The 23,855-nt window shown below is 28.7% G+C and carries 31 protein-coding genes; all 31 read left to right on the top strand.

Going from position 1 to position 23,855, the window contains the following annotated elements:
- Nucleotides 1-90: 90 nt before the first annotated feature.
- The 31 genes from KQI38_RS03135 (at nt 91) to xseB (ending at nt 23,855) form a co-directional block, all read left to right on the top strand.
- Complete coding sequence (locus KQI38_RS03135) at nt 91-546, top strand: hypothetical protein (protein WP_216555640.1); 456 nt, start codon at nt 91-93, stop codon at nt 544-546.
- Between the two features lie 22 nt (nt 547-568).
- On the top strand, nt 569-2,173 hold the full coding sequence (locus KQI38_RS03140) for a prepilin-type N-terminal cleavage/methylation domain-containing protein (RefSeq protein ID WP_216555642.1): 1,605 nt from the start codon (nt 569-571) through the stop codon (nt 2,171-2,173).
- An 18-nt stretch (nt 2,174-2,191) separates the two neighbouring features.
- The gene (locus KQI38_RS03145) at nt 2,192-4,603 is read left to right on the top strand and encodes a prepilin-type N-terminal cleavage/methylation domain-containing protein (RefSeq protein ID WP_216555645.1); all 2,412 of its coding nucleotides are present in this window, start codon (nt 2,192-2,194) and stop codon (nt 4,601-4,603) included.
- Nucleotides 4,604-4,648: 45 nt separating this feature from the next.
- Nucleotides 4,649-5,410: a prepilin peptidase gene (locus tag KQI38_RS03150; protein ID WP_216555648.1), complete on the top strand. Its 762-nt coding sequence runs from the start codon at nt 4,649-4,651 to the stop codon at nt 5,408-5,410.
- Between the two features lie 52 nt (nt 5,411-5,462).
- Nucleotides 5,463-6,527 (top strand): pilus assembly protein PilM, encoded by a 1,065-nt coding sequence (pilM, locus tag KQI38_RS03155; RefSeq protein ID WP_216555650.1) that lies wholly within the window; start codon nt 5,463-5,465, stop codon nt 6,525-6,527.
- A gap of 2 nt (nt 6,528-6,529) precedes the next feature.
- Nucleotides 6,530-7,108 carry a PilN domain-containing protein gene (locus tag KQI38_RS03160; RefSeq protein ID WP_216555653.1) on the top strand — a complete coding sequence of 193 codons (579 nt, stop codon included), beginning with the start codon at nt 6,530-6,532 and terminating at the stop codon, nt 7,106-7,108.
- Nucleotides 7,077-8,465 carry a LysM peptidoglycan-binding domain-containing protein gene (locus KQI38_RS03165; protein ID WP_216555655.1) on the top strand — a complete coding sequence of 463 codons (1,389 nt, stop codon included), beginning with the start codon at nt 7,077-7,079 and terminating at the stop codon, nt 8,463-8,465. Before KQI38_RS03160 ends, KQI38_RS03165 begins: the two co-directional genes overlap by 32 nt.
- 12 nt (nt 8,466-8,477) lie before the next feature.
- Nucleotides 8,478-10,523 (top strand): S-layer homology domain-containing protein, encoded by a 2,046-nt coding sequence (locus KQI38_RS03170; RefSeq protein WP_216555658.1) that lies wholly within the window; start codon nt 8,478-8,480, stop codon nt 10,521-10,523.
- Nucleotides 10,507-10,983, top strand: a complete 477-nt coding sequence (locus KQI38_RS03175) for a prepilin-type N-terminal cleavage/methylation domain-containing protein (protein WP_216555661.1) — start codon at nt 10,507-10,509, stop codon at nt 10,981-10,983. The genes KQI38_RS03170 and KQI38_RS03175 overlap by 17 nt, the downstream gene beginning before the upstream one ends.
- A gap of 14 nt (nt 10,984-10,997) precedes the next feature.
- Nucleotides 10,998-11,423, top strand: coding sequence for a type II secretion system protein (locus tag KQI38_RS03180; protein WP_216555664.1), 426 nt, complete (start codon nt 10,998-11,000; stop codon nt 11,421-11,423).
- Complete coding sequence (locus KQI38_RS03185; RefSeq protein WP_246565557.1) at nt 11,389-11,958, top strand: PilW family protein; 570 nt, start codon at nt 11,389-11,391, stop codon at nt 11,956-11,958. Before KQI38_RS03180 ends, KQI38_RS03185 begins: the two co-directional genes overlap by 35 nt.
- Before the next feature lie 15 nt (nt 11,959-11,973).
- Nucleotides 11,974-13,005, top strand: a complete 1,032-nt coding sequence (locus tag KQI38_RS03190) for a hypothetical protein (RefSeq protein WP_216555669.1) — start codon at nt 11,974-11,976, stop codon at nt 13,003-13,005.
- 16 nt (nt 13,006-13,021) lie between these two features.
- The gene (locus tag KQI38_RS03195; RefSeq protein WP_216555670.1) at nt 13,022-13,288 is read left to right on the top strand and encodes a late competence development ComFB family protein; all 267 of its coding nucleotides are present in this window, start codon (nt 13,022-13,024) and stop codon (nt 13,286-13,288) included.
- A 12-nt stretch (nt 13,289-13,300) separates the two neighbouring features.
- A complete protein-coding gene (locus KQI38_RS03200; RefSeq protein WP_216555673.1) occupies nt 13,301-13,822 on the top strand; it encodes a shikimate kinase in 522 nt (173 codons plus the stop codon).
- Between the two features lie 52 nt (nt 13,823-13,874).
- Entirely contained in the window at nt 13,875-14,309 is a 435-nt protein-coding gene (gene aroQ, locus KQI38_RS03205) for a type II 3-dehydroquinate dehydratase (protein WP_216555675.1), read from the top strand.
- A 19-nt stretch (nt 14,310-14,328) separates the two neighbouring features.
- Nucleotides 14,329-14,886, top strand: coding sequence for an elongation factor P (gene efp, locus KQI38_RS03210; RefSeq protein ID WP_094900261.1), 558 nt, complete (start codon nt 14,329-14,331; stop codon nt 14,884-14,886).
- Nucleotides 14,887-14,929: 43 nt separating this feature from the next.
- Nucleotides 14,930-15,259, top strand: a complete 330-nt coding sequence (locus KQI38_RS03215) for a CD1247 N-terminal domain-containing protein (RefSeq protein WP_216555678.1) — start codon at nt 14,930-14,932, stop codon at nt 15,257-15,259.
- Between the two features lie 182 nt (nt 15,260-15,441).
- Nucleotides 15,442-16,428 carry a stage III sporulation protein AA gene (spoIIIAA, locus tag KQI38_RS03220; RefSeq protein WP_216555681.1) on the top strand — a complete coding sequence of 329 codons (987 nt, stop codon included), beginning with the start codon at nt 15,442-15,444 and terminating at the stop codon, nt 16,426-16,428.
- Nucleotides 16,412-16,954: a stage III sporulation protein SpoIIIAB gene (spoIIIAB, locus tag KQI38_RS03225; RefSeq protein WP_338114437.1), complete on the top strand. Its 543-nt coding sequence runs from the start codon at nt 16,412-16,414 to the stop codon at nt 16,952-16,954. The genes spoIIIAA and spoIIIAB overlap by 17 nt, the downstream gene beginning before the upstream one ends.
- 13 nt (nt 16,955-16,967) lie before the next feature.
- Nucleotides 16,968-17,162 carry a stage III sporulation protein AC gene (gene spoIIIAC / locus KQI38_RS03230; RefSeq protein ID WP_094900265.1) on the top strand — a complete coding sequence of 65 codons (195 nt, stop codon included), beginning with the start codon at nt 16,968-16,970 and terminating at the stop codon, nt 17,160-17,162.
- Nucleotides 17,163-17,185: 23 nt separating this feature from the next.
- Nucleotides 17,186-17,572: a stage III sporulation protein AD gene (gene spoIIIAD / locus KQI38_RS03235; RefSeq protein WP_216555684.1), complete on the top strand. Its 387-nt coding sequence runs from the start codon at nt 17,186-17,188 to the stop codon at nt 17,570-17,572.
- An 11-nt stretch (nt 17,573-17,583) separates the two neighbouring features.
- Nucleotides 17,584-18,744: a stage III sporulation protein AE gene (gene spoIIIAE, locus KQI38_RS03240; protein ID WP_216555687.1), complete on the top strand. Its 1,161-nt coding sequence runs from the start codon at nt 17,584-17,586 to the stop codon at nt 18,742-18,744.
- 8 nt (nt 18,745-18,752) lie between these two features.
- Complete coding sequence (gene spoIIIAF / locus KQI38_RS03245) at nt 18,753-19,379, top strand: stage III sporulation protein AF (RefSeq protein WP_216555689.1); 627 nt, start codon at nt 18,753-18,755, stop codon at nt 19,377-19,379.
- A gap of 1 nt (nt 19,380) precedes the next feature.
- The gene (locus KQI38_RS03250; protein WP_094900269.1) at nt 19,381-19,965 is read left to right on the top strand and encodes a sporulation stage III protein AG; all 585 of its coding nucleotides are present in this window, start codon (nt 19,381-19,383) and stop codon (nt 19,963-19,965) included.
- 14 nt (nt 19,966-19,979) lie between these two features.
- A complete protein-coding gene (locus KQI38_RS03255) occupies nt 19,980-20,618 on the top strand; it encodes a SpoIIIAH-like family protein (protein WP_216555692.1) in 639 nt (212 codons plus the stop codon).
- 73 nt (nt 20,619-20,691) lie between these two features.
- Nucleotides 20,692-21,087, top strand: a complete 396-nt coding sequence (locus KQI38_RS03260; RefSeq protein WP_094900271.1) for an Asp23/Gls24 family envelope stress response protein — start codon at nt 20,692-20,694, stop codon at nt 21,085-21,087.
- A 59-nt stretch (nt 21,088-21,146) separates the two neighbouring features.
- Entirely contained in the window at nt 21,147-21,695 is a 549-nt protein-coding gene (gene amaP, locus KQI38_RS03265; protein WP_216555695.1) for an alkaline shock response membrane anchor protein AmaP, read from the top strand.
- Between the two features lie 14 nt (nt 21,696-21,709).
- Nucleotides 21,710-21,946 (top strand): DUF2273 domain-containing protein, encoded by a 237-nt coding sequence (locus KQI38_RS03270; RefSeq protein ID WP_216555698.1) that lies wholly within the window; start codon nt 21,710-21,712, stop codon nt 21,944-21,946.
- 36 nt (nt 21,947-21,982) lie between these two features.
- Nucleotides 21,983-22,390: a transcription antitermination factor NusB gene (gene nusB / locus KQI38_RS03275; protein ID WP_216555700.1), complete on the top strand. Its 408-nt coding sequence runs from the start codon at nt 21,983-21,985 to the stop codon at nt 22,388-22,390.
- A gap of 18 nt (nt 22,391-22,408) precedes the next feature.
- Complete coding sequence (gene xseA / locus KQI38_RS03280) at nt 22,409-23,632, top strand: exodeoxyribonuclease VII large subunit (RefSeq protein WP_216555703.1); 1,224 nt, start codon at nt 22,409-22,411, stop codon at nt 23,630-23,632.
- Entirely contained in the window at nt 23,622-23,855 is a 234-nt protein-coding gene (gene xseB, locus KQI38_RS03285) for an exodeoxyribonuclease VII small subunit (RefSeq protein WP_216555709.1), read from the top strand. Before xseA ends, xseB begins: the two co-directional genes overlap by 11 nt.

Here is a 23,855-nt window from a genome sequence, read left to right on the forward strand (position 1 = left end):
CAGTGTCAAACTACTGTGCTATGTAACGAGATGTCTAAGGACATTTGGTTAGATAGTATAGATGATATAAATTGATTAAAAGGTGATAGGATGAATTATATAAATAAGAACCTAAAAAGAGTTAAAGGTTTTGTATTGCCAGTAGTTTTAATGGTAATGGTAGTATTGTCAATTTTATTTATTTCGATTATAACAATTGCCCAATCAAATACTAAGCAAGTTACAACTCAAGAAGATAATTTAAGAGCATATTATTTAGCTAGATCAGGTATAGATATAGCATATGCGGCTTTGATGGAGGAAAAAGATGGTGATTTAAAGATATATAAGTTTATAAAAGATACGAAAGATACCTTGACTCATAAAAAACTTGCTTTACCTAATGAGATAAATCCTGTTGGATATGTAGATATAGAAATCTCAAAGGAAGATGATGAAATTAAAATTCATGCTGCTGCCAAAACAGCAAAGGGATCTGGAACTTCATCTTTATCACTTTATATTGATAAGAATAATCTTAGTAGGACTAGATGGATAAAAGAATAATATAAGATCAAGAGGGATCTGTATGAATAAAAGAAAAGGATTTACTTTAATAGAATTGATTATAGCAATAGGTATAGGATTTATGGTAATGATTATTGCCTATAATATCTTATTTATAGGAATAAGAGGACATTCGAGTACATTTAAATCCTTTGAAAATCAAGCTGACATCAGATATGCCATTGAAACCACTAATAATGCCATAAGATTTTCAACAGTGGGGTTTATGATAACTGAAGATGATTTCAAACCAATCGTTGAGAATGGTGATATAAAAGGGTTAGTTAAACCTTGGAATTATATAGGATTAGGACCTGATAAAAAATCAATTGTACATTATAAATATGTATCCATTGATGGTAAAACAGGTTATTATAAGATGGATGTTTTAACCAATGGATTAGAAGATTTGATATATGATCTGAAGTTTACTAAACCGAGAGAAACTCAAGAAGATAAAATAATTAGATATATTCTTAATGTCAGTAATAACAGGAAATCTGATACTATAGCTACTGAAGTTGAGGCTATTAATGCACTTCACATTATAGATTGGGGAGATGCAAAGAAGCCAGCCATTGCATTAGCTTATAGAACAGAGGAGACACCGGAAATCCATAAAAGGCCTGTTGCTGCAATATCTATGGTACTAGATACATCAGGAAGTATGAATTGGGGCATGAATGGTGAAGGAACTACAACTACAGGGATAAATGGAAATAATCCCGTTAGGTTAAATCTTTTAAAGAATACATTAAATGATCCAAATGGAGGCTTGTTTTCTATATTTGAAGAATCTGATGTATATGTAAGTCTAGTCCCATTTTCTTATAATGCAAATATGCCACATAGTAACTATAACAGTAAAGATGTAAACAGAATAGATCTATCTAGTTTTTATAATGTTAAAGTCAATGATGAAAAAAATAAATTACAGACTATGGTCAATGCCTTAACTGCAGATGGTGCTACTAATACTGGAGACGGTATGAGGAGAGCATATTATCAATTAAAGAAATTTAATGAAAATAAAAGTAGTTATGGATTAAATTCTAAACAGCAAGTGAAGAACTACATGGTAGTTCTTGTAGATGGTGTAACAACTGCAGGAAGTGCAAATATTAATATCAGAAGGAATGGCTATGGATATTTTGATAGCTTTCTCACTAGTATAGAAGATATAGGCATATTTTATACGAATAATAGAAATTTAAGTGGATATGGCTGGTTAGCAGGCAAACATCCTAGTGGATATAGTTATTATTTAACAAATCAAAAACATTCAGTAGGAAATGGAGTGTCTTTAGACATTACCTATGGTGAGCCATATGTACAAAAAATTGGAGAAATGATACAAGGTTCAAAGACTATAGATCAAGCCTTTATCATTGGATATTCAAATTCTAAGGACAGATATGGAAAATTCTACGAATTAGAAAGCGTGATAAATATAGCTAGATCTTTTGGAATAACTGTAGGAGATAATGAAGCAAATGAAAAGTTTATAAACAATGATTTTGTTTTTGTAGCAACAGATAGAGAAAGCTTAAGGGAAGCGTTTGAAAATATTGGTGGATATATTAATGAGGAATTATGGCAAATAGACGGTCCAAAGTTAAAACCTTAGTAGGGGGCTGGTGAAGGAATGATAAAAAATAAAAGAAGTGGTCTCACACTTATTGAAGTTATTTTAGCAATGCTTATTTTATCTATACTCTTAATCACCTATATTACTGCATTTGGTCAAGGTTCTATTATTGTAAATAAGGGAAAGGGTATTACAAAAGATACCTTTAGTTATCAGGAAATAATGGAAAACCGTATAATTGATAGCAAACGAAATTTTATAGAAAATGATGAAGCCGAAGATTATAAGATAGGGATATTTACAGATTATGGGGATTATAAGACAGCTGTAGATGTAAAAGAAATTAGGACAGACATAAGAGGCAATCGTCAGTATGTATCTTATGTAACTAACTATCAAATTAAAGAACCAGAATCGCCTAAGATAGAGCCGTTTTCTGTAGGAGTTTATGATTCTAAGGGCAATAGAGTTTTTCCATGGTACGATGATGATATTAGAATTAGAGCAAGTTATACGTTACAACCTACTCCATTAATCTTTGAAAATCGTATAAGATGGTATCGATCAAAGGAAGGAATTTCTAATCCGGTTTTTTCAAGTGACTATGATATGGTTTTTGAAGAGATACAAAAAGAACCAAATGCTATAAATTATATAAAAGAATTAACAAAAAACAATAATTTATTATCAAAAAGGTTTTATTATTTTGAAGCTAGACCATATACCTTAGCTGGACGATTAGAACATTTTAGAAATGAAGACCGTATATTGATTTTAAATAGAGCTGGTAGTGAGGAATGGCAGGATTTTCTAGAAGACATTTATTTCAATAGAGAGGCTGTAAAAATATTTGATAAAAATAGCGAAGAAATATATTTAGATATTATGCAAAACCCAGAATATCCTACCCTTAATTTAGATTGGTCTAATAATAAAGATCCTCAAGGTGCATTGATAGCAATGAAGGTTCCAGATATTTATTCTAATACAAACTTTGAAACTAGAGTGAACTTCAGAATAGACCCTAAAGCATCAGTAGAAGTAAGTGACTTATTAGGAATAGGTATTGGATTAATAAATATTAATAATAATGGAATTATGGTGGACCTTGATATATTGAATAGTTTAATAAGTATTAATCAAATTGAAAATGGAGTGTATAAAAAACTAATTGAAAAAAGTAATTTAATAGACAGTTTAGAGTTTAAAAATCTTATAAATGAAAATACAAATAAATTTGATTGGGCTAAAGAATATACGTTGATTTTTCAATACTTAAAAAATAATAATAAAATGAAAATTAGACTAGAGGATAAAGAGGTTTCCAGTGATTTCATTGAAATAGATTTACAAGGATATAATATTTTTCCAAACTATATTGGGCTTAAATCCTATTCTGGTGTAGACTATAAGCCAAATACAAAATATGAAATAATAAGTAAATATGATAGAAATTATTCATCTCATTTTTATGATGTAAGATTTAGTAAAATAAATCTTGATGATAAGCCTATCTTCTTTATGTTTGGTGGAGGTTTGAATATTTCTGCTTCTAATATTATAGGGAAGAATAAAAGTATTTATTTTGATTCAAATCTCAATTTAGAAAATATAAAGAACAATGGACATATAAAAGTAAGTAACATATATGTAAAAGAAAACTTGGAATTTCCTAAAGGTTCACATGAGTTGGGATCTAGTGAAGAACCTGGTGAAATACATGTGAATGGAGATTTTATTGAGATGGGCAATAGAAATATTTACGGTGATTTATTTATTGGCGGCAATTTCATTTCTAAGAGTTCGTCGTCTTCAATATATGGTAATCTTCACGTAGGGAAAGATCTAACTTTATGGGATGGCAGTATGAATATATATGGTGATATATTCGTTAATGGAAACTTTAAATTAAAAGATGCAAGAATTCATAGAAATGTTTACGTAAATGGCAATGTAGAATTAGGTTGGACACCTTGGTTGGGAAATAATTCTAAAGTTTACTATACAGGTACATTAACATATCCTAATAATTATAATCAAGATATTTTAAATAGACTAATAAAAGTAAATGGTGTAGAAGAACCGAAAAAACCTAATATACCTGAACTCAAATATCCTAAATTAAAAGAAGATTCTTGGTATTTAAATAATGGATATGTATCAGGGGGGAAATTAAAAGACAATATTAAAATATATACCAATTCTTATGTTCAAAGCAGTTGGACACAAAGTGTAGAAGACATAATAATTGTAGCTAAAACAGGAGATATTAGAATAGAGAATTTTGGTGGAAGTACCATAAAAGGAATATTGTTTGCTCCAAATGGAAAGGTTTATCTAAATGGTGGAAGTTTTGAAGGTTTAATTATAGCAAAGAACGGAATAGATTATGTTCAAGGTGGAGGGAATATAACGATAAAAGATATTGACGAAATAATAAAAGATTCTAGCAATTATCCTTTTAAATAATGATTTTAAATAATTATAAGTCTAGGACCAAAAAGGAGTATCATAATGCAAATAATAATTCTTATATATGGTTTAATAATAGGTTCATTTTTAAATGTATGTATATATAGGATACCAAGGGAGGAAAGCATTATTTTTCCTTCCTCCCATTGTCCTAATTGTGGTACAAGCCTTAAATGGTGTGACTTGGTACCAGTATTTAGCTTTATAGTCCAAAGGGGGAAATGTAGATATTGTGGTGAAAAAATTTCCTTACAGTATCTTAAAATTGAACTATTAAATGCTATTATATATTTATTTATATATATACAATTTGGATTTACATTAAAGTTTCTTTTCTATACAGTTATTTTTTCTTTATTAATTGTGATTACTGTAATCGATTTACAACACATGATAATACCAGATATTCTTATTATATTTATTTTAACTTTATCTATAATTTATAAAATCTTAACATTTTTATTATATAATAATTCTCTTGATTTATTAAATAGTATTGGAGGACTAGTTTTAAGTGGTTTGCTATTTACTTTGATCATTATATTATCTAGAGGTGGGATGGGAGAAGGAGACGTTACTTTAATAGCTTCATTAGGATTTATTTTAGGTATAAAAAAAATATTTCTTACAATTTTCTTATCATTTATATTTGGTGCAATTATATCAATATTTTTATTGATTATGAAAATTAAAGACAGGAAAGATCCTATACCCTTTGGCCCATTTATTATTCTAGGATTTTCAATAGTGGTTTTTTGGGGGGAACAATTGATAAATTGGTATAAGAACATTTTTTTCACTTAATAAAATAAATACTATATTAATATTCTTATTAACATAAAAGGAGGCAATACCATTGAAATTACCATCAATTTCAAGAAAAGTCCTATCCATAGATTTTGGATCAAAAGAAATTAAATTAATAGAAGGTAGATATACAAAAAATAATATCCAAATATTTAAAGCTATTACAATACCAGTAGAGTCTCATTTCTATAAAGATGGGGAAATTTTAGATAAAGATATATTAGTTACTATGTTAAAAAATGCATTGAAGGAAAATAAAATTTCTACTGACTTAGCTTATGGGATTATAAATAGCTCCAGTATCATAACTAGAGAAATTACAATACCAAAGGTTTCTGAAAAGGAAATAGCATCTATAATAGAATATCAATTAAGTGATTTTCTTCCGATAAATCCTGAAAATTATGTAGTAGATTATCTTCTAATGGGAAATAAAATAGAAGGTGAAGTAGAAAAACTAAATATTCTTTTAATAGGTATACCTAAAGATATGGTTATAAGCCATCTAGAGTTAATAAAGCAATCGGGACTTGAACCACAAATTTTGGATTATCAAGGTAATACAATGGCTAAGCTATTAAAATTTAATGGATTAGTTAATGAATTCTATAATACTAGAGACTTGTCAATAGCTTCAATAGATATGGGATATAGTAGTTCAAAACTTACCATAATAAAAAATGGAAATATTGAAGTAACCAGAATAATAGACGTAGGAGCAGAAACTATATATGAAAATTTATCATCATTTTTTGATTATTCTTGGGAAGATATAGAAAATAAGGTTATAGAAATTGAAGATGTATCTATAGTTAAGGAAGAGTTTACGGATTATTATAGAATGCTTAATATTGTAAGAACGACAATAGCTGATCTAATGGAAAAAGTTGAGATGGTATTTAGATATTATTTAACTCGTGAAATTGGAAATATTATAAATTTTATTTTACTCCAAGGAAGTTTATCAAATATAAAAGGAATGGACAACCTATTTTCAAACTATTTTAATATACCTGCTGTTAAATTATCTAATTTAGATAGGGTAAAGTGGTCTGGAGATTTAAGTAAATTTTCTAATGCAATTGGTGGACTAATTCGTTTTGATGAGGTGTAGACATGAGAGATTTAAACTTTTTCCAAAATTATATAGAGAAAAACGAGTTTAAAATAGATAAAAAAATTATATATTTTACAGTGATAACCTTTATCTTTTTATCTTTAATAGCTTATACAGTATATAATGAAATAATCATAAGACAAGAGAAAAGAATCGTGGTGAGCCTCAGAGAAACTGCTGAAGATCCTAAAACTTTGAAAAAGGTGGAAGAAATTAGAATTAAGGAAGTAGAGGTAAATGAGTTTAAGGAATCTGTAGATAAAATTAAGTTGCTAGATAAAAATATTGAAGAAAGAGATATAGTAGATGAAGCTTTGTTAGATAAAATAAATGATAATATTCCCGAAGAACTATTTCTTACATCCCTAAGTATTCAGGGGGAAGAGATTCATATAGTTGGTATATCAAAAGATAAATGGGCTATTGCAGAATTTCAAAAGGGATTAGAATGTATAGATAATTATGATGAAATCTTTGTATCAAATATATCAAAACAAGAAGATTATTATAATTTTAGTTTAAATATTACATTAAGGGGTGTGAGCGATGATACAGAAGATATGGAAGAAGGAAATTAAGATTAGAGAATTAACTAAAAATGAGAAAATTCTTTTAACCCTTTTAGGTATTATTATATTTATATGGGTAGGTTATAGGTTTATCATCACACCACAAGCTGAAAAAATGGAAAATTTAAGTGAACAAAAGCGGGAGTATCAGGGGAAAATAGATGAAATTAATGAAGTGCTTAGAAAGGAAAGCAGCATTAATAAAGAGTGGGATAGATTACATAAAGAAAAAGAAGATATAGTATCTAGGTATTTCCCCAAATTAGATCAGGCACAGATAATATATCTGCTAAATAATCTTCTGGAGCAAGAGTCAGTATCTGTTGTAGATATGAACTTTAATAGACCAAGCTATGAAGATATAGGAGGTTTTCAGGTAAAGAATATGGACATATCTGTACCATATAATGGCCCCTATGTTGGAGTTATAGATATTATAAAATCATTGAAAAGTAGCCAAAGGAAGATATTATTAGATAGTGTGTCTATGGATAGGGATGCTGATGGAAGGCTAAATGGAAATATGTCTCTAAAAGTATATAGTTTAGAAGGTATCACTGATACTAATTCTGATGTTGTATATATAGATATTGCAAAGAAAGAAAGTAAAAATACTCCTTTTGCTTCTTTTGAGGAGTATAAGAATAACAGTGAAGATGGAGAAGAAGCTAGTGAAATAACGGAAACAAAGCCTTATATAGAGGAAATCTTATTAGATTTTGAAAATGAAAATAGTTATTTTCTACCTTCTCAAGAACTTGTGAAAGGTTTTGTTTCCCAGTCTACTAAAGCAAAATCAAAGAAATATTCCTTAAGGTTTGAATATAATATTGTGGCTATTGAAGAAGAAAATCGTGGATTTATAGATGTTTCTAAGAATAATATACTGCTAAAATATCCACCAAATACTATTGGGATTTGGATTTATTCCTACGACTATTCCCCTGCTACTGTAGGTATTCTTTTCCGTGATCAGATGGGTGAGGAAACTTATGTTCCTCTTGCTGAAGGTATAGGATGGACTGGCTGGAAATATATTGAAACGATTCCTCCAGAGGATTTGAAAATTTATCCTCTTAAGCTGGAAAAATTATATGTAGAAATTCCTAAGGATAGAGATAATTATGGAGTACTTTTAATGGATAGGCTTGAAGCTATATATACTAGAAATATTGATGAAGATGGTAATGATATGAGTGTGGGGGATTATATATTCCATGTAGTAGAAAAGGGCGATAGTGTTGAGAGTATTAGTATTAAATATTATGGAAGTAATAAATATAAAAATGAGATATTAAAGCTTAATGAAATGAAAGCTAGCGATACACTTCCTATTGGTAAAGTTCTTGTACTAAAAAAGCGATAAGAAGGTGAAATGATGGGGAAATATAGATTAATATTGATTGTGTTGATGATTACAATGATTTTAAGCAGTATCTATGTACATGCAGATGAAATCAGCATTGATTATAAAAATGGTTATAATGATGGGATGCAAAAAGGAAAATCTGATGGAACTTCTACTGGAAATTATGATGCTCAAAACAAGACTAATACAATGAGGGAAACTCTAGAAAGTAATATTGATGATTATGAGAGAGAGCTAAATCTTAAGGGAAGATCTAAAGATTATATTGATGGTTTTAAAACGGGATATGAAACAGCTTTTAAAGAAGCATATTATGCCGCATATAGATTAGAAGATAAAGAAACCATACTTATTTATGGTGCAGAAGATTTTGGTACTATAATGGGAAGGATAGATGGCTATATTGCATATAATTCTGGAAATAGAAATAATTGGGAGAGATATGTCCCTAGCGATAGAAAATTAAGCGATATGTTTGAGTTAAATAAGGAATCTAGGGAATATAGAAATGGCTTTATAGAAGGCTTTAGAAGGTCATATAAATTATCTTTTGAAGCTGCATTTCAGGTGGCAAAATTAGGAGAAAAACATAATTCTTATGAACAAGGGTTAGAAGATGGAGATGAATATGCTAGAGATTTGGCTGAGTTAAATGGAAGGAAAGATTATTTACTAGGACTTAGCAATGATTACAGGAGAAATATACCTTCTGACAAAGAGATTATAGATATGTTCAATTTAAATAATGAATCTAATGAATATAAAGATGCGTTTTTGGCAGGATTTGAATTTGGAAAAGACGTTAAAACCACAGAAGGTAAAACGGATGGAGGATATATGCTTTACTATAATGAAGCATATAGAAGGGCAAATAAAGAAAGTATAGAGACACCTGATTTAAATGGTGAAGAAGGTGGAAGGACCATAGGGAAAATGAAGGGTGAATATGCAGCTATTATAGATATTACATTAGGCAAATCTAACTCATGGACTAGCCACAAGGTTGATGATAAAAATATTGTAGATGAATATGGTCTTCAATTTCAGTCTGAAAATTATAGAAATGCTTTTATAATCGGTTATTGGGATGAATTTATGAAGTCATATAATGAAACCTATAAAAAACTTCAACAGGATAGCAATAGAGTTAAGACTCATACAGAAAAGATTTCAATAGATGGTAAGAATAGCATTGGAATACCCGAAGATGATAAGTTCTTAGTAGATATTGAGGCTGGAACATATTACAATGATGTAATTGTAACCATAGATAGTATTCCTACATCCTATGTGAATTCTAACTCTTCAAGACATACCCAAGCTTCAGGAGTATATGGACTAAAGATTATGAACTTAGCAGGCACATTTGATAAGAATAAAAAAATTACTATTAAATTTAAATCTTATGGAAAGGATGTTAAATATGGTATATACAAGTATCATTATAATAAATGGATTTATATACCATCTAAACAAGATGGAGACTATTTAGTTGCAGATATAAATTTAAGTAACATAAATGTGATGGGAAATATTTATGCTGTAAGAGTTGATAACGAGCTGCCAATTTTTCATGAATCTAGGGGACATTGGGCCAAGGATGAAATAAATACTTATGTTAAGAGAGAAATTATATATGGATATCCTGATAAATCCTTTAGACCGGATAAAGAGATTTCAAGAGGAGAATTTGTAACTATGCTAAGTAGATTATATGATTGGTATCCTCCATATGATTCTACAAATGTGACTCAGTTTAAAGATTATAAGGAGTTTGGTTATGCAGAAAAAGCTATATCTTATGCAACTTATTATAAAATAGTAAATGGATATTCTGACAATAATTTTAAACCTCACAATCCAATTACCTATAAGGAGGTAGAGATTATAATGTCTAGGGTATTAAATGATAAAGGTTTTAAATGGGATTATTTTGCTGATAAGATGCTTTATGAGAAAAAGATTCGTTCCAGTAGTAAAGATAGTATGAATAATAAAATAACTAGGGCAGAATTCACATTTCTGCTGCATCAATTAAATGAATGGCAATATTGATAATAAAAATTGTAATAGCGAATATGGCTATACTCTAATTGAATTATTAGTTGTAATAGCACTATTTGCTATTGTTTTATCCATAGGAATACCTAGTACAAAAATTATCTTTAATACTCGTGAGAAAAAAGAATTAATGGAGTTTAAAAGAGATATAATCTTTGCGAGAAATAGCGCAGTGGTGGAGAATTGCAATTACATTTTATATGTTTATGTTGATAAGAATAGGTATAAAATTGCTAAGGAGAATGGATTAATTGTTACTATTATAAAAGATATTAAATTTTGTAATGGAATAATTATCAAAGGAAATAATTTTAATAGTATTATGAAATTTCACCCAAATGGTACACCAAACAACGCTGGAAGGATTTTACTTACTAATAGTAAAAAAGAGAATATAGAAATAACCATAACACCAGCTACTGGTAAAGTTAATCTTTATATTAATAGTAAATGAAACGAGGGGTTATCATGAGCAAAAAAGGATTTACTTTAGTTGAAACTGTATTAGGGTTATTTTTATTAGGGTTGATAGCTGTTACTGTTTTACCTATAATTAACTCATCTTTCATTAGATTAAGAAACAACAAATTAAGAATGGAAATGATATATATTGGGGAAATGGCTGTAGAAAAAATTAAGGCTTTTGACAAAGATAAGGCTTCTTATGATTTTATATACGATACAGATATTGTAGAATTAATAGGGTTATTTAGAGCTCATAATTCTGTTGAAGTTACTATACCTAAAAAAGAAAGTAATGAAAAATATTATTTAAAAATAAAAAAGAATCAAAAGTCAGACTTATTATGGGTGATTTCTATTTTTGTATATCATAATATAGAGGGGAGTAGTGTTGGACATGTGGAGTACAATACATATCTACCACAAAAATAGAGGGTTTACATTAATAGAAATAATTTTATCATTGGCTATTTGTTCATTAATTATTATACCTATTTTTAGTATTTTAGATATTTCTATAGAAGCTTGCACTATAGGAGATGAAAAAGATCAGCTAATGATGAATGGCAGATATGCAATTGAATATATAAAAGGAGATATTAGGGCTGCAGATAAAATTATATCTTCTGATAAGATTAAAGATCTAAAAAAGAAATTTCCTACTAATATTGGATTTATTATTATGATAATTGAAGAAGAGAAGTCTAAAAATATATACAGATATATTACATACCATAGGAAGAACGATAAGCTTGTCAGGATGGCATGTAGTAGAGTAGATGATAAATACCCACTATATACACATTTTGATGGAAATAATGATCTTTGCGAATTTGTAGATAATATTGAAGATACAAAATTTGATACTGAGAATTCTATAATTTATTTAGACTTAAAATTCAAACATAATTATGAGAAATTAGATTTAAAATCTGATATCTATATTAGATGTCCTATAGATTATTAATGGTTTGGAGGACTTATGAAAGCTAGAGAAGGATTTATTTCTATAATATGTTTAATTGTTATGCCTGTATTGATGATTATGATATTGTATCTTGAACATACTACTAGATTAGGGCATTTAATATTGAGATCAACTGAAAATAATATTCAATCCTATTACTTAGCTGAAGGAAAGATTTATATGACCCTCCATGAAGATAAATATTATTCTAACCAATTGTATCCAGCTTTAGCAGAATATTTTAGAAATCTACCTTTTTCCAAGCAACCTAAGGATATAATAATAAATAAGGAAGATTTAAAGTTAGGAGATGAATTAGATAAAGTTAGAGTAATTTTAGTAGACAAAGATAATAAAAAAGAATTGCAACTTGTTGCAAAAAGTAATTTTAATGGATTAATAACTACAGTAACATCCTATATAGAACTGATTAATGAGATTTTTGAAGCAGAAAATCCAATTCTTGATGTAAATTCTATAGAAAATAAATATAAAGAGGATTTAATGGATTTATTATTAAAGATATCAAAGGATATTAATATAAATAACTGTAATAAACCAGAGAATATCTATGGCATGGAATCTTTGAATTTTAACCATATTACTCTAGATAAAAAAGATAACACTTATTTTGAGATAATCTCTTTTAGAGAATCAATGACTTTGCCTTATATAGAAAGATTCAATAATAAAGAAGTGTTTATTATTATAAGAGAATTTGGAGAAAATCCTGTCGATTTCTATATAGGCAACTTAAATACACCAAAGGAAACTATAAAGCTTTCTGGACTAATATATATTGAAGGCAATATAACCATATCTAAGGATTTTGAATTTACTGGTATAATAATAGCTAGAGATGGAGAAATAAAAATTGATGAAAATATAAGAACTAATATCAAGGGAATAATGATTACTAATAACATAATTAATAATGATTTCATTGAAAGAGACGATATTATATATAGTAGACATTCTGTCTATAAATATGGAACGTATTTACCTGGATTTATTGAGCCAAATCTATATTTAATAAAAAGCGACTAATATGAGGGGGATTATTATGGAACTATATAATTTAATGGAGAATGAGGTTTTAAATGCTATTGATAGCATACAAAAAGAAGTAGAAATTAAATGTCAATGTGAAAAATGTAGATTAGATATAGCAGCTATTGCGTTAAATAATTTAAATCCTAAATATGTTGTAACTGAGAAAGGTTATTTATATGCTAAAGTTAATAATATGAACTATCAATTTAACACCGATGTAATAACTGCTGTGACAAAGGCTATTGAGATGGTGTCTGAAAACCCTAAACATGATTAATAGGTGTTAGATATGAAAAATATTGTTTTAATAGGAATGAGTGGAGTAGGAAAAACAACTATTGGTAAGGCATTATCTAAAGTTTTAGATAGAAGATTTGTAGATACTGATGAGCTTATTGAAAGGAAAATGGAAACAGATATAGAGAAAATTTTTTCCTTATATGGAGAACTCTACTTTAGGAAACTAGAGAATCAAATTATTGATGAATTATATCAAGAAGAAAATCTAATAATATCTACAGGTGGAGGTATAGTATTAAATGATAATAATATAGTTAGTCTTAAAAAAAATGGAGTATTAATATTGTTGGAATCTTCAATAGAAAATATAGTAAATAACATTAAGAAATCTAAAACTGTTAGACCGCTGTTAAATGACGAAAGAGACCTATATATAAAGACAAAAATCATGTGTGATAGTAGAAAAGAATTATATTTATCTGCTGCTGATTTTATAGTTTGTGTAGATGGCAAGTCAATCGATGAAATTATCTATGAAATTTTGAGAAAATGTGTTAAAATTAACTCTTGAGGTAAATAATAGAGACTGATATAATAAAGTGGAAAGTAGAGGATATATGATTATGAGAATACTTATTATTCATGGTCCAAACCTAAACCTTTTAGACAAGAGAGATCGTTCTATCTATGGTGAAGAGTCTCTAGAACAAATTAATAGACTTATTGAAAATAAGGCTATAGAGTTAGGTATGGAAGTTGAAATCTTTCAATCTAATCATGAAGGTAAGATTGTGGACAAAATTCAGGAGATTATGAAATCTGGGTATGCAGGACTAATTATTAATCCTGCAGGATTTACGCATTATAGTATAGTTATTAGAGATGCTATAGAAATACTAGGAATACCTGTAATAGAGGTTCACTTATCTAATATTTATGGAAGAGAAGATTTTAGAAAAGAGTCTGTTATAGCTCCTGTTTGTACAGGGCAAATATCAGGTTTAGGATCTATCAGCTATTTAGTAGCTATGGATGCCTTAAAATTATTGAATAAGTAGAATATAGGAGGGTAAAGATATGATATCAGCAAGTGATTTTAGAAAAGGCATAACATTTGAAATGGATGGAGATGTATATCAGATAATTGATTTCCAACATGTTAAGCCTGGAAAGGGAGCAGCATTTGTTAGAACAAAAATAAAGTCCGTAATGTCTGGGGGAACTAAAGAAGTTACTTTTAACCCAACAGAAAGATTTCCAAAGGCACAAATCGAAACTAAGGAAATGCAGTACTTATATAATGATGGTGAATTATTTTATTTCATGGATACTGAAACCTATGAGCAGTTACCTTTAGAGAAGGATGCAGTGGAAGAAGCTATGGTATATTTAAAAGAAAATGATAATGCTACTATTAGGTTTTATCATGGTAAGGCTTTTGAAGTAAATGCACCAAACTTTGTTGAATTAGAGGTTACTGAAACTGAACCAGGCGTAAAGGGTGATACTGCTTCAGGTGCTAATAAACCAGCTACTGTAGAGACAGGTGCTGTTATAACAGTTCCTTTATTTGTAAATATAGGAGATAAAATAAAGATAGATACAAGAACTGGTGAGTATTTATCCAGAGTTTAGGTAATAATGTTTTTTAGAATACAAAATATTAGGAGGGATAAGAATGGAATATTTAATGCAAAAAGTATCTTATTTAAGAGGATTAGCTGATGGCTTGGGAGTTGATGAGAGTTCAAAAGAGGGTAAATTATTACTTCAAATAGTAGATGTACTAGAAGAATTTGCTGATGTATTAGATGAAACTATTGAAAATCAAGAGGAATTAGAGGAATATGTAAACTTCATCGATGAAGATCTAGCAGATGTAGAAGATGAGATTTATGGAACAGATGATGAAGATTATGATTATGATGAAGACTTTGATTTTGATGATTTTGACGATTATTGCGATGACGAAGACTGTTGCTGTCATTTTGATGGAGAAGATGAATAATAAAGTAATTAAAAAAAGTTCTAAGGTTATTTAACCTTAGAACTTTTTTTAATTACTGATTAATAGAGAAAGCTGCTTGTACAATTGTAAGTTAATAATTTAAAAATAAAAGCCTTGGCTTTTATTTTTTTGGAATATATAGATTGTAATTTCATAGAATTGATATAAGGGAGGGACAGGTTGTGTTAAAAAATTCTAGGATATATGACTATGTGGTTAAAAATTTATGCGAGGAATTAAATATAATATTAACTCAAATTCCTTCTATTTATAAGGAAAAAGCAGAGGAAATAAGGCTCCGAAATGGGGGACCATTAACGATTTCATATGGAGCCAGGGATTATTTCATATCTGCAAATGGCAATATTAGCTGTGATCCATCTAGAGCAGTAGTTATTAGAGAAGAGCATATTAAGAATACATTTCAGCTAATTAGTAATTATTCTGTATATGCTTATGAAGAGGAAATCAAGAATGGATATATAACTATAAAAGGCGGTCATAGAGTAGGAATCGGTGGCAAAGTTATATATGGCTCTAATGGAGTTGAAACTATAAAGAATATTTCTTCATTAAATATAAGAATAGGGAGAGAAGTTTTGGGGGTTTCTGATAATATAATTTCCTACTTAGTTAAAAAGCCTAGAATATTTTACAATACTTTAATTATATCGCCGCCTCAATGCGGAAAAACAACATTGTTACGAGATATAGTTAGAAACTTAAGCAATGGATTTGGATCGTTAGACTCTCAGGGATTTAAGATCAGTGTAGTTGATGAAAGATCAGAAATAGCTGGAATGTATAAGGGAATGGCCCAGAATGATATAGGAATCAGGACAGATATTTTAGATGGATGCTTAAAGTCTGATGGTATTATGATGGCGATTAGATCTTTATCACCAGATATAATAGCTGTAGATGAAATAGGTAATAAAAGGGATGTAGAGGCAATTAACGAAGCTTTGAGAGCAGGTATAAAGCTTATAGCTACAATTCATGGAAGCAGCCTAGAAGAAGTAAAGAATAAATCTAGTATGAAAGAGTTATTTGAAGAAAATATATTTGAAAGATTTCTTATACTTGATAGATCAAAGGGAGTCGGAACAATAAAGGAAATAATAGATGGTTTTAGTTTTAAACCTATTTACAGTGGAAAGAGTGATTAAAATGATTTTATTAAAGTTAATATCTGCACTATTGATTTTCCTAACTTCTAGTACTATAGGATATCTTTATGGAAAGACTTTTTCATCGAGATTAGAAAATCTAATATATTTTGAGCAGTGCATTAAGATGTTGGAAACAGAAATAGTATATGGAGCGACACCACTACCAGAGGCCTTATCCAATGTATCTAAAAAAGGAAAAAGTAAAGTTTCTTATATATTTGAAGAGATAAAAAGTGATTTACTACTAAATAAGAGGGAGGGTGTATATTACAGTTTTTTATCAGTTGAGGACAAATTATATGAAGATTTTCATTTAATAAAAGAAGATGTAGAAATATTCTTAGCTTTAGGTAGAGTTTTGGGAACGTCCGATAGAACTGATCAGCAGAAAAACTTTATACTGATTTTAAATCAGATAGCTGCTCAAATTTTAGAGGCAAGAATTGAAAGAAATAAGAATGAGAAATTATATAGAAGCCTAGGAGTCATAACTGGAGCAGGAATAATAATTTTACTGATATAGGGAGGAAAAGGGTATGGAAATAGATCTAATTTTCAAGATTGCGGGACTTGGAGTAGTTATAGCTGTTTTAAATATGATATTGGATAAGTCAGGAAAGGAAGAATATGCTTTTTTCACTACCTTATTAGGGGTAGTCATTGTCTTAGGTATTGTAATAAATCTAATCAGCAAGCTCTTTGATAATGTAAAAGTATTATTCAGATTGTAATACTGTTATAAGGGGAATATGAGATGGAAATTATTAAAATAGTAGGTATTGGAATCGTGGCTACAGTATTTATCATTATTTTAAAGAGTACAAGACCAGAATTTGCTTTATATATAAGCCTATTAACTGGTGTAGTTATTTTCACCATGATTTTAGGAGAATTATCTTATGTAATCCAAACTTTAAATACTTTAGCTAGAAGAGTAAATATAGAATTTGCATATTTTTCTACAATTCTCAAGATAATTGGAATGGCTTATATAGTTGAGTTTGGAGCACAGATATCGCGAGATGCTGGAGAAGATAGTATTGCTATGAAAATTGAACTAGGTGGAAAAGTTATAATTATGGTTCTTGCAATTCCTATCCTTTTAGCTCTTATGGAGTTAATTATAAAAATACTTCCGTGAAGGTGAAACATATGAAAAAAACCTACATTATTATTTTTATTATATATTTACTAATATTTGGAGGTGCAGTTTATGCTGATAATGGTAGTTCATTTATTATGGATGAACAAATAGATATTTTAAATATTGGTGATTTAGAAAAAATTGTAGAAGATACAATGAAAGAAAATGAACTTTTGCCAAAGTTCAATACCAAAGATTTTTTACTAGGTTTAATAAAAGGTGATGTGAAATTTACTTTTAAAGATATCGTTAAAAATATTGGATTACTATTTTTTAAGGAACTGAGAACATCATTAATTTTATTAGCTAAAATTCTTATTATTACACTAATTTCTTCAATATTGACTAATCTTCAATCAACTTTTGAGAATGCTTCTGTTGCAGAATTAGCAAATTACATTTCATATGTTTTAATTGCGATCTTGGTAATCAGTAGTTTTACTCAAGTAATGGAACTTGCAAAGGAGACAATAGATAGAATGGTTGGGTTTATGCAAGCAATTCTTCCAATTTTACTTACTTTACTCACTGCAGCATCAGGACCTAATACCAAAATGCTGTTTCATCCAATGATACTTATGACGGTAAATCTTATTGGAATTTTAATAAAAACTATAATTCTACCTTTGATTTACTTCTCATTTATTATAAGTATTATAAGCAATATATCAAATAGAGTAGAGTTTAGTAAGCTATCTGAATTAGGTAGACAAGTAATAACCTTTATAATCTCTGGTGCTCTCACTTTATTTATAGGAATAATTACTATCTATGGTTTAGGAACAAAAATAGATGGATTAACTATAAGAACAGCAAAATTTGCTGTAGATAAACTAATACCTATTGTAGGAGGCTTTTTATCTGATGCTGTTGAAGCTGTAGTAGGTTGTTCTGCAATATTAAAAAATGGTCTTGGATTTATTGGACTTCTAGTCTTATTATTTATATGTATTTTACCTGTTATTAAGATTTTAGTATTGTTGTTTACTTATAAATTAATAACAGTAGTTATACAACCAATAGGGTCTAGTAATTTAGTTGAATTTTTTAATCAAGTAGGAAAATCTTTGCTACTTATTCTAGTTAGTCTTATTTCTACTGGAACAATGTTTTTTATTACTATAACTATTATTGTTGAGGCAGGAAATAATTTACTAATGTTAAGGTAGGTGAATATATGTATGCAATATCTTTTATAAGTACATGGTTAAAGGATATAGTAGTTTTATTTATACTTATTTCAATTGCAGAGCTTATAATGCCTAAGGGGAATATGAAAAAATATATTAATATGGTAATAGGTTTGCTAATCATATTTACAATTATCAGTCCATTTGCAAAACTTTTAAAATTGAATTATAACTTTGAACAATCAGTATTTAACTACTCTAAGCCAAATATTTTTGATAATGAGCAAGATAATGAACTTTACACCCAGCAGGAGAAACAAATAGAAAAAATATACAAAGAAAAAATATCAAAGGAGATAACAGGATTGATTGAAGAAAAAACTGATTACAGAGTAGTAGATATTGTAGTCGGAATAATAGAGAAGGAAGAAAATTATGGAGAAATAGACCATTTAAATATTCTTGTAGGGGAAAAGGAACAGATTACAGATAAAAGTAAAATTTATGTTGAAAAAGTAAAAACTATTGAAATACAAAACAATATAAAGGATACAAAATCATTAGATGAAGATCATAAAGATTTAACAGACTTAAAAGATTTAATATCTAACAACTATTTAGTGGATAAGGATAGGATAAATATAGAAATAGATAAAAAGGGGAAAGGTGAATAAAATGAACGAAATATTAGATAAAATAAAAAAATATCTAGAAAAAATGAATAATAAAAAGTTTATTAATAATTTATTCATAATACTGCTTATATCCATCATATTTTTAATTGTGGCTAATGTTTTTCTAGGTTCTAAAACTGAAGAAATTGATAACAGTAATGATCAATATCTGAAGGAGACTGATTATAACTTAGAATCAGATTATAGTGGATATCTAGAAAGAAAATTAGTTACTATTCTTAGCAAGCTAAATGGTGTAGGGAAAGTAAGTGTCATGGTAACTTTAGAAAATAGCATAGAGAAAATAACTGCTGCTAACACCACAAAGACTACAGAAAATACTGTAGAAAATGATTCAGAGGGAGGGACTAGGGAGGTACATAGGGAAGATATAACTACTCAAGTAGTAACTAGGGGGAATGATGGTTCACTGTTAGTAGTTAAAGAAATCAAACCCACTGTACAGGGCGTTATTGTAGTTGCAGAGGGTGCAAATGACCCTGAAATAAAAGAAATGCTTTATGATGCTGTGAAAACTGTATTAGGAATAAAGGGGAATAAGGTTCAAGTATATTCAAGTAAATAAGGGGGAGAATAATTATGTTTAAAATTAAAAGACCTGCAATTATTGGATTACTAGTTGTATTGTTAGTATTTACAGGATATTTAAATCATCAATTAACACAACAAGCTCAACGTAAATCTTCAAAAGATTATCAAAATCATGAATTAATGGAATTAGCTAAAAATGAAAAATATCAAGAGGATGTAGAAACAGGTATGACTGAGTTAAATATTGACCCTGCTGAAGAAGTAGATATAATAGATTCAACAAAGACTGAGGGAAATGATGCACTTGAAACAATGTATACAGAAGCTAGTAAAAACATTAAAAATTATTTTGTTGAGTATAGACTATCTAGGGATAAGCTAAGAGCCTCTTTAGTTGATAGATTAGATATAATCGTTAATAATAAAAACACATCTGAAGATGTAAGAAAAGAGGCTCAAATGGAAATAATGAAACTTGGAAACAACTCGGAAAAAGAACTTCAAATTGAAGGGCTGATAAAGGGTAAAGGTTTTGATGATGCAATTGTGTTTTTAACGGATAAGGATATAAAAATAGTTGTATCAAGTGCAGAACTAACAGAGCAAGATATGGTAAAAATCCTGGATATAGTAAAATCAGAGACGGATTATGATAATAATAATATTAAAATAATGAAAAAGCAATAGAAATGTTTGTAAATGATATTATCCTCTGATATAATAGCCTTAAGAACTTATAGTTGTATGGAGGTGTTTAATTTTGGCTGATAATTATAATGATGAGAATATTGAACATGGTACAGTAAGAATCTCAGATGATGTTATTGCAATCATTGCTGGAGTTGCTGCTACTGAAGTTGATGGTGTAGCAGGTATGAGTGGTGGTATTACTGGCGGAATTACTGAGATGTTAGGTATGAAGAACTTATCTAAAGGTGTTAAAGTAGAAGCTGGTGAAAAAGAAGCTGTCATAGATTTATATATTATTGTAGAATATGGTTCAAAAATCTCTGAACTTGGTAAGAATGTACAGGAAAATGTTAAAAATACAGTAGAAACTATGACAGGCTTAAATGTTGTAGAAGTAAACGTAAATATTCAAGGTGTAAATATTCCAAAGGAAAGAAAAATAGAAGTAGAACCAAGAGTAAAATAGTATATTTACCCTCTGTAGACCAGAGGGTAATTTTAAATACTAGGAGAGGGGATATACTGATGAAGATATTAGATAGGTTAATTATTGCTTTATTTGCTTTATGTATATTAGTATTGTCTTTTTGCATTATTGTAATTCCTTTTAATATTTCTGGGCCTTTATCTATAAATAGTATTATTAATATGGTTGCTAATATGAATAGAAACTATTATTATACTTTGGCAGGGATAGTTTTACTTATTGCTAGCATAAGAATTATTTTTTCTGGTTTTTCTAGAAAAGATAATAAAACTGAAGGTTCATATTTAGTTACAACAAATGAATATGGTGAAATTATTATTTACTCTAACACAATAATTGGACTAGTACAGAATGTAGTTGATAAGTTTTCAGGGATGAATAATATTAAAACTAGTGTAAATCTTTTAGAAGGACAAATTAAAATTGAGCTTATGGGAGATGTTTTACCAGAGATTAATATTCCAGATGTTACCAAAGAGTTACAAGCTATGGTGAAAGAACATATTGAAAATGCAACTGGGGCAAAGGTAGCAGAAGTAAAGGTAAGAGCAAACAATGTAGCGGCACCTACTAGGGTTGTAAGGTAAATGGGGTGTTGTATATGGGTAAACAAATGTTAAATGACCTTTTAGAATTAATTAGTAATAATAAAGGAAAATTTTTTGGTGCTTTATTAGGATTCTTGTTAGGTGTTGTAATTCTTATTATTGGTTTTTTTAAAACTATGTTTATTTTTATATGTACTTGTATAGGATATACTTTAGGAAGCAAATCTTATAAAAATATTAACTTTAGAGAATTGTTGGAAAAAGTACTTCCTCCAGGTGGCAGAAGTTAATATATTATTATAGTTTTAGATTTGTAGGAGGGAAAAATGGGAAGAAAGCAAGCAAGAGAAGGAACAATGAAGATACTCTATCAAATGGAAATAAATGAGGATTTTTCTGATGAAGCATTAGAACTATATTTTAATAATTTTTCTTTTGATGAATTGGAAAAGGAGTATATTTTAGATGCGATGGCTAAAATAAAAGAAAATTTAGAGTCAATTGATAAATATATTGAATTATATTCAGAAGGATGGAATTTAAATAGACTAGCAAAAATTGATTTAGCAGTTTTACGCATAGCTGTATATGAAATCCTATATAGAAAAGACATACCAATAGAAGTGTCTATTAATGAAGCCATTGAAATTGTAAAAAAGTATAGCACAGAGGAATCTTTTAAGTTTATCAATGGAGTATTAGGTGGATTCGTTAGGAATATTGATAAAAAATAAATACTATGGAGGTAAGATATGGATATACGGCCTCTAAAGGTAAGTGAAGTAAATTCTTATATCAAAAGAGTATTTCTAGGAGATATGATTTTATCTAATTTAAGTGTTGAAGGTGAGATATCAAATTTTAAACATCATTACAGCGGACATATGTATTTTAATCTTAAAGATGAAAAGGGTAAAATCAAAGCTGTTATGTTTAAAAGTGATAATGAGAATTTAAAGTTTAATCTTGAAGATGGGATGAAGATTATAGCAACAGGTTATGTTTCTTTATATGAAAAAGAAGGAGATTATCAACTTTATATTAGACATATTAAGGAAAGTGGATTAGGGAATTTATATAAAGCTTTTGAGGAGCTAAAGAAAAAATTAGAATCTGAAGGAATGTTTTCAGAATCTGACAAGAAGCCTATTCCATTTATGCCAAAGAAAATAGGCGTTGTTACTTCGTCTACTGGTGCTGCTATAAGAGATATAATTACTGTAATTAAAAGAAGGTTTCCACCATGTAATATACTTATATATCCATCTTTAGTACAAGGCTCACAAGCACCTATGGAAATTTGCAAGGGCCTTAATTATTTAGATAGTAGAGAAGATATAGATCTTATTATAGCGGGCAGAGGTGGAGGCTCTATAGAAGAACTTTTTGCTTTTAATGATGAAGAAGTGGCTAGAACAATTTATAAATTAAGGACTCCTATTATATCTGCTGTAGGTCATGAAACAGATTTTACTATAGCAGATTTTGTTGCTGATTTAAGAGCACCTACGCCATCAGCAGCGGCAGAACTTTCGGTACCAGATATTTGCCATTTAAATAGCGAATTGGAAAGCAAATACAATAGATTAACTAAGTTAATGCTTAATCTTATAGAAGATTATAGAATAAAGATCAAACATTTAAATACAAATCTTAAGTTCTATAATCCTATGAATCAGCTAAGAGATAAGAGACAAGAAATAGATAGTTTATTTAGAGATTTAAATTATATAGTAGAAAAAAAATTTATGGATAAAAAATCAGAGCTATTAGGCTTGAAAAATAGTCTTGATTTGTTAAATCCACTTTTAGCTTTAGATAGAGGCTATGGTATTTTAATTGATAACCAAGGGAATTTAATTAAATCTATTGATGATACTACAATAGATGAAGAAATTAATATACTACTGAAAGATGGGAAAATAAGGTCCATAATAAAGAGTATTGATAAGGGGGAGCTCGTAGTTGAAAAATAAGGATTTAACTTATGAGGAAGCTATTTTAAAATTAGAGTCTATACTAAAAGAATTAGAGGAAGAGAATTGTACTCTTAATGATTCCTTAGATAAATTTAAGAAAGGCATGGATATATATAATTATTGTAATGAGTTATTGTCTAAGGCAGAAGGTGAGATTAAAATTTTATTAAAAGATGATAATGGGAATATTGTAGATGTTGAGTTCCCTGTGGAGGGATAA

The organism is Tissierella carlieri (genome assembly GCF_018917285.1).
Lineage (GTDB): Bacteria > Bacillota > Clostridia > Tissierellales > Tissierellaceae > Tissierella > Tissierella carlieri.

Excerpts from the sequence above, each read along its gene's own strand:
- KQI38_RS03135 (WP_216555640.1), top strand. The coding sequence starts at position 91 with ATGAATTATATAAATAAGAACCTAAAAAGAGTTAAAGGTTTTGTATTG.
- KQI38_RS03140 (WP_216555642.1), top strand. The coding sequence starts at position 569 with ATGAATAAAAGAAAAGGATTTACTTTAATAGAATTGATTATAGCAATA.
- KQI38_RS03145 (WP_216555645.1), top strand. The coding sequence starts at position 2,192 with ATGATAAAAAATAAAAGAAGTGGTCTCACACTTATTGAAGTTATTTTA.
- KQI38_RS03150 (WP_216555648.1), top strand. The coding sequence starts at position 4,649 with ATGCAAATAATAATTCTTATATATGGTTTAATAATAGGTTCATTTTTA.
- KQI38_RS03160 (WP_216555653.1), top strand. The coding sequence starts at position 6,530 with ATGAGAGATTTAAACTTTTTCCAAAATTATATAGAGAAAAACGAGTTT.
- KQI38_RS03165 (WP_216555655.1), top strand. The coding sequence starts at position 7,077 with ATGATACAGAAGATATGGAAGAAGGAAATTAAGATTAGAGAATTAACT.
- KQI38_RS03170 (WP_216555658.1), top strand. The coding sequence starts at position 8,478 with ATGGGGAAATATAGATTAATATTGATTGTGTTGATGATTACAATGATT.
- KQI38_RS03175 (WP_216555661.1), top strand. The coding sequence starts at position 10,507 with ATGAATGGCAATATTGATAATAAAAATTGTAATAGCGAATATGGCTAT.
- KQI38_RS03180 (WP_216555664.1), top strand. The coding sequence starts at position 10,998 with ATGAGCAAAAAAGGATTTACTTTAGTTGAAACTGTATTAGGGTTATTT.
- KQI38_RS03185 (WP_246565557.1), top strand. The coding sequence starts at position 11,389 with ATGTGGAGTACAATACATATCTACCACAAAAATAGAGGGTTTACATTA.
- KQI38_RS03190 (WP_216555669.1), top strand. The coding sequence starts at position 11,974 with ATGAAAGCTAGAGAAGGATTTATTTCTATAATATGTTTAATTGTTATG.
- KQI38_RS03195 (WP_216555670.1), top strand. The coding sequence starts at position 13,022 with ATGGAACTATATAATTTAATGGAGAATGAGGTTTTAAATGCTATTGAT.
- KQI38_RS03200 (WP_216555673.1), top strand. The coding sequence starts at position 13,301 with ATGAAAAATATTGTTTTAATAGGAATGAGTGGAGTAGGAAAAACAACT.
- aroQ (WP_216555675.1), top strand. The coding sequence starts at position 13,875 with ATGAGAATACTTATTATTCATGGTCCAAACCTAAACCTTTTAGACAAG.
- efp (WP_094900261.1), top strand. The coding sequence starts at position 14,329 with ATGATATCAGCAAGTGATTTTAGAAAAGGCATAACATTTGAAATGGAT.
- KQI38_RS03215 (WP_216555678.1), top strand. The coding sequence starts at position 14,930 with ATGGAATATTTAATGCAAAAAGTATCTTATTTAAGAGGATTAGCTGAT.
- spoIIIAC (WP_094900265.1), top strand. The coding sequence starts at position 16,968 with ATGGAAATAGATCTAATTTTCAAGATTGCGGGACTTGGAGTAGTTATA.
- spoIIIAD (WP_216555684.1), top strand. The coding sequence starts at position 17,186 with ATGGAAATTATTAAAATAGTAGGTATTGGAATCGTGGCTACAGTATTT.
- spoIIIAE (WP_216555687.1), top strand. The coding sequence starts at position 17,584 with ATGAAAAAAACCTACATTATTATTTTTATTATATATTTACTAATATTT.
- spoIIIAF (WP_216555689.1), top strand. The coding sequence starts at position 18,753 with ATGTATGCAATATCTTTTATAAGTACATGGTTAAAGGATATAGTAGTT.
- KQI38_RS03250 (WP_094900269.1), top strand. The coding sequence starts at position 19,381 with ATGAACGAAATATTAGATAAAATAAAAAAATATCTAGAAAAAATGAAT.
- KQI38_RS03255 (WP_216555692.1), top strand. The coding sequence starts at position 19,980 with ATGTTTAAAATTAAAAGACCTGCAATTATTGGATTACTAGTTGTATTG.
- amaP (WP_216555695.1), top strand. The coding sequence starts at position 21,147 with ATGAAGATATTAGATAGGTTAATTATTGCTTTATTTGCTTTATGTATA.
- KQI38_RS03270 (WP_216555698.1), top strand. The coding sequence starts at position 21,710 with ATGGGTAAACAAATGTTAAATGACCTTTTAGAATTAATTAGTAATAAT.
- nusB (WP_216555700.1), top strand. The coding sequence starts at position 21,983 with ATGGGAAGAAAGCAAGCAAGAGAAGGAACAATGAAGATACTCTATCAA.
- xseA (WP_216555703.1), top strand. The coding sequence starts at position 22,409 with ATGGATATACGGCCTCTAAAGGTAAGTGAAGTAAATTCTTATATCAAA.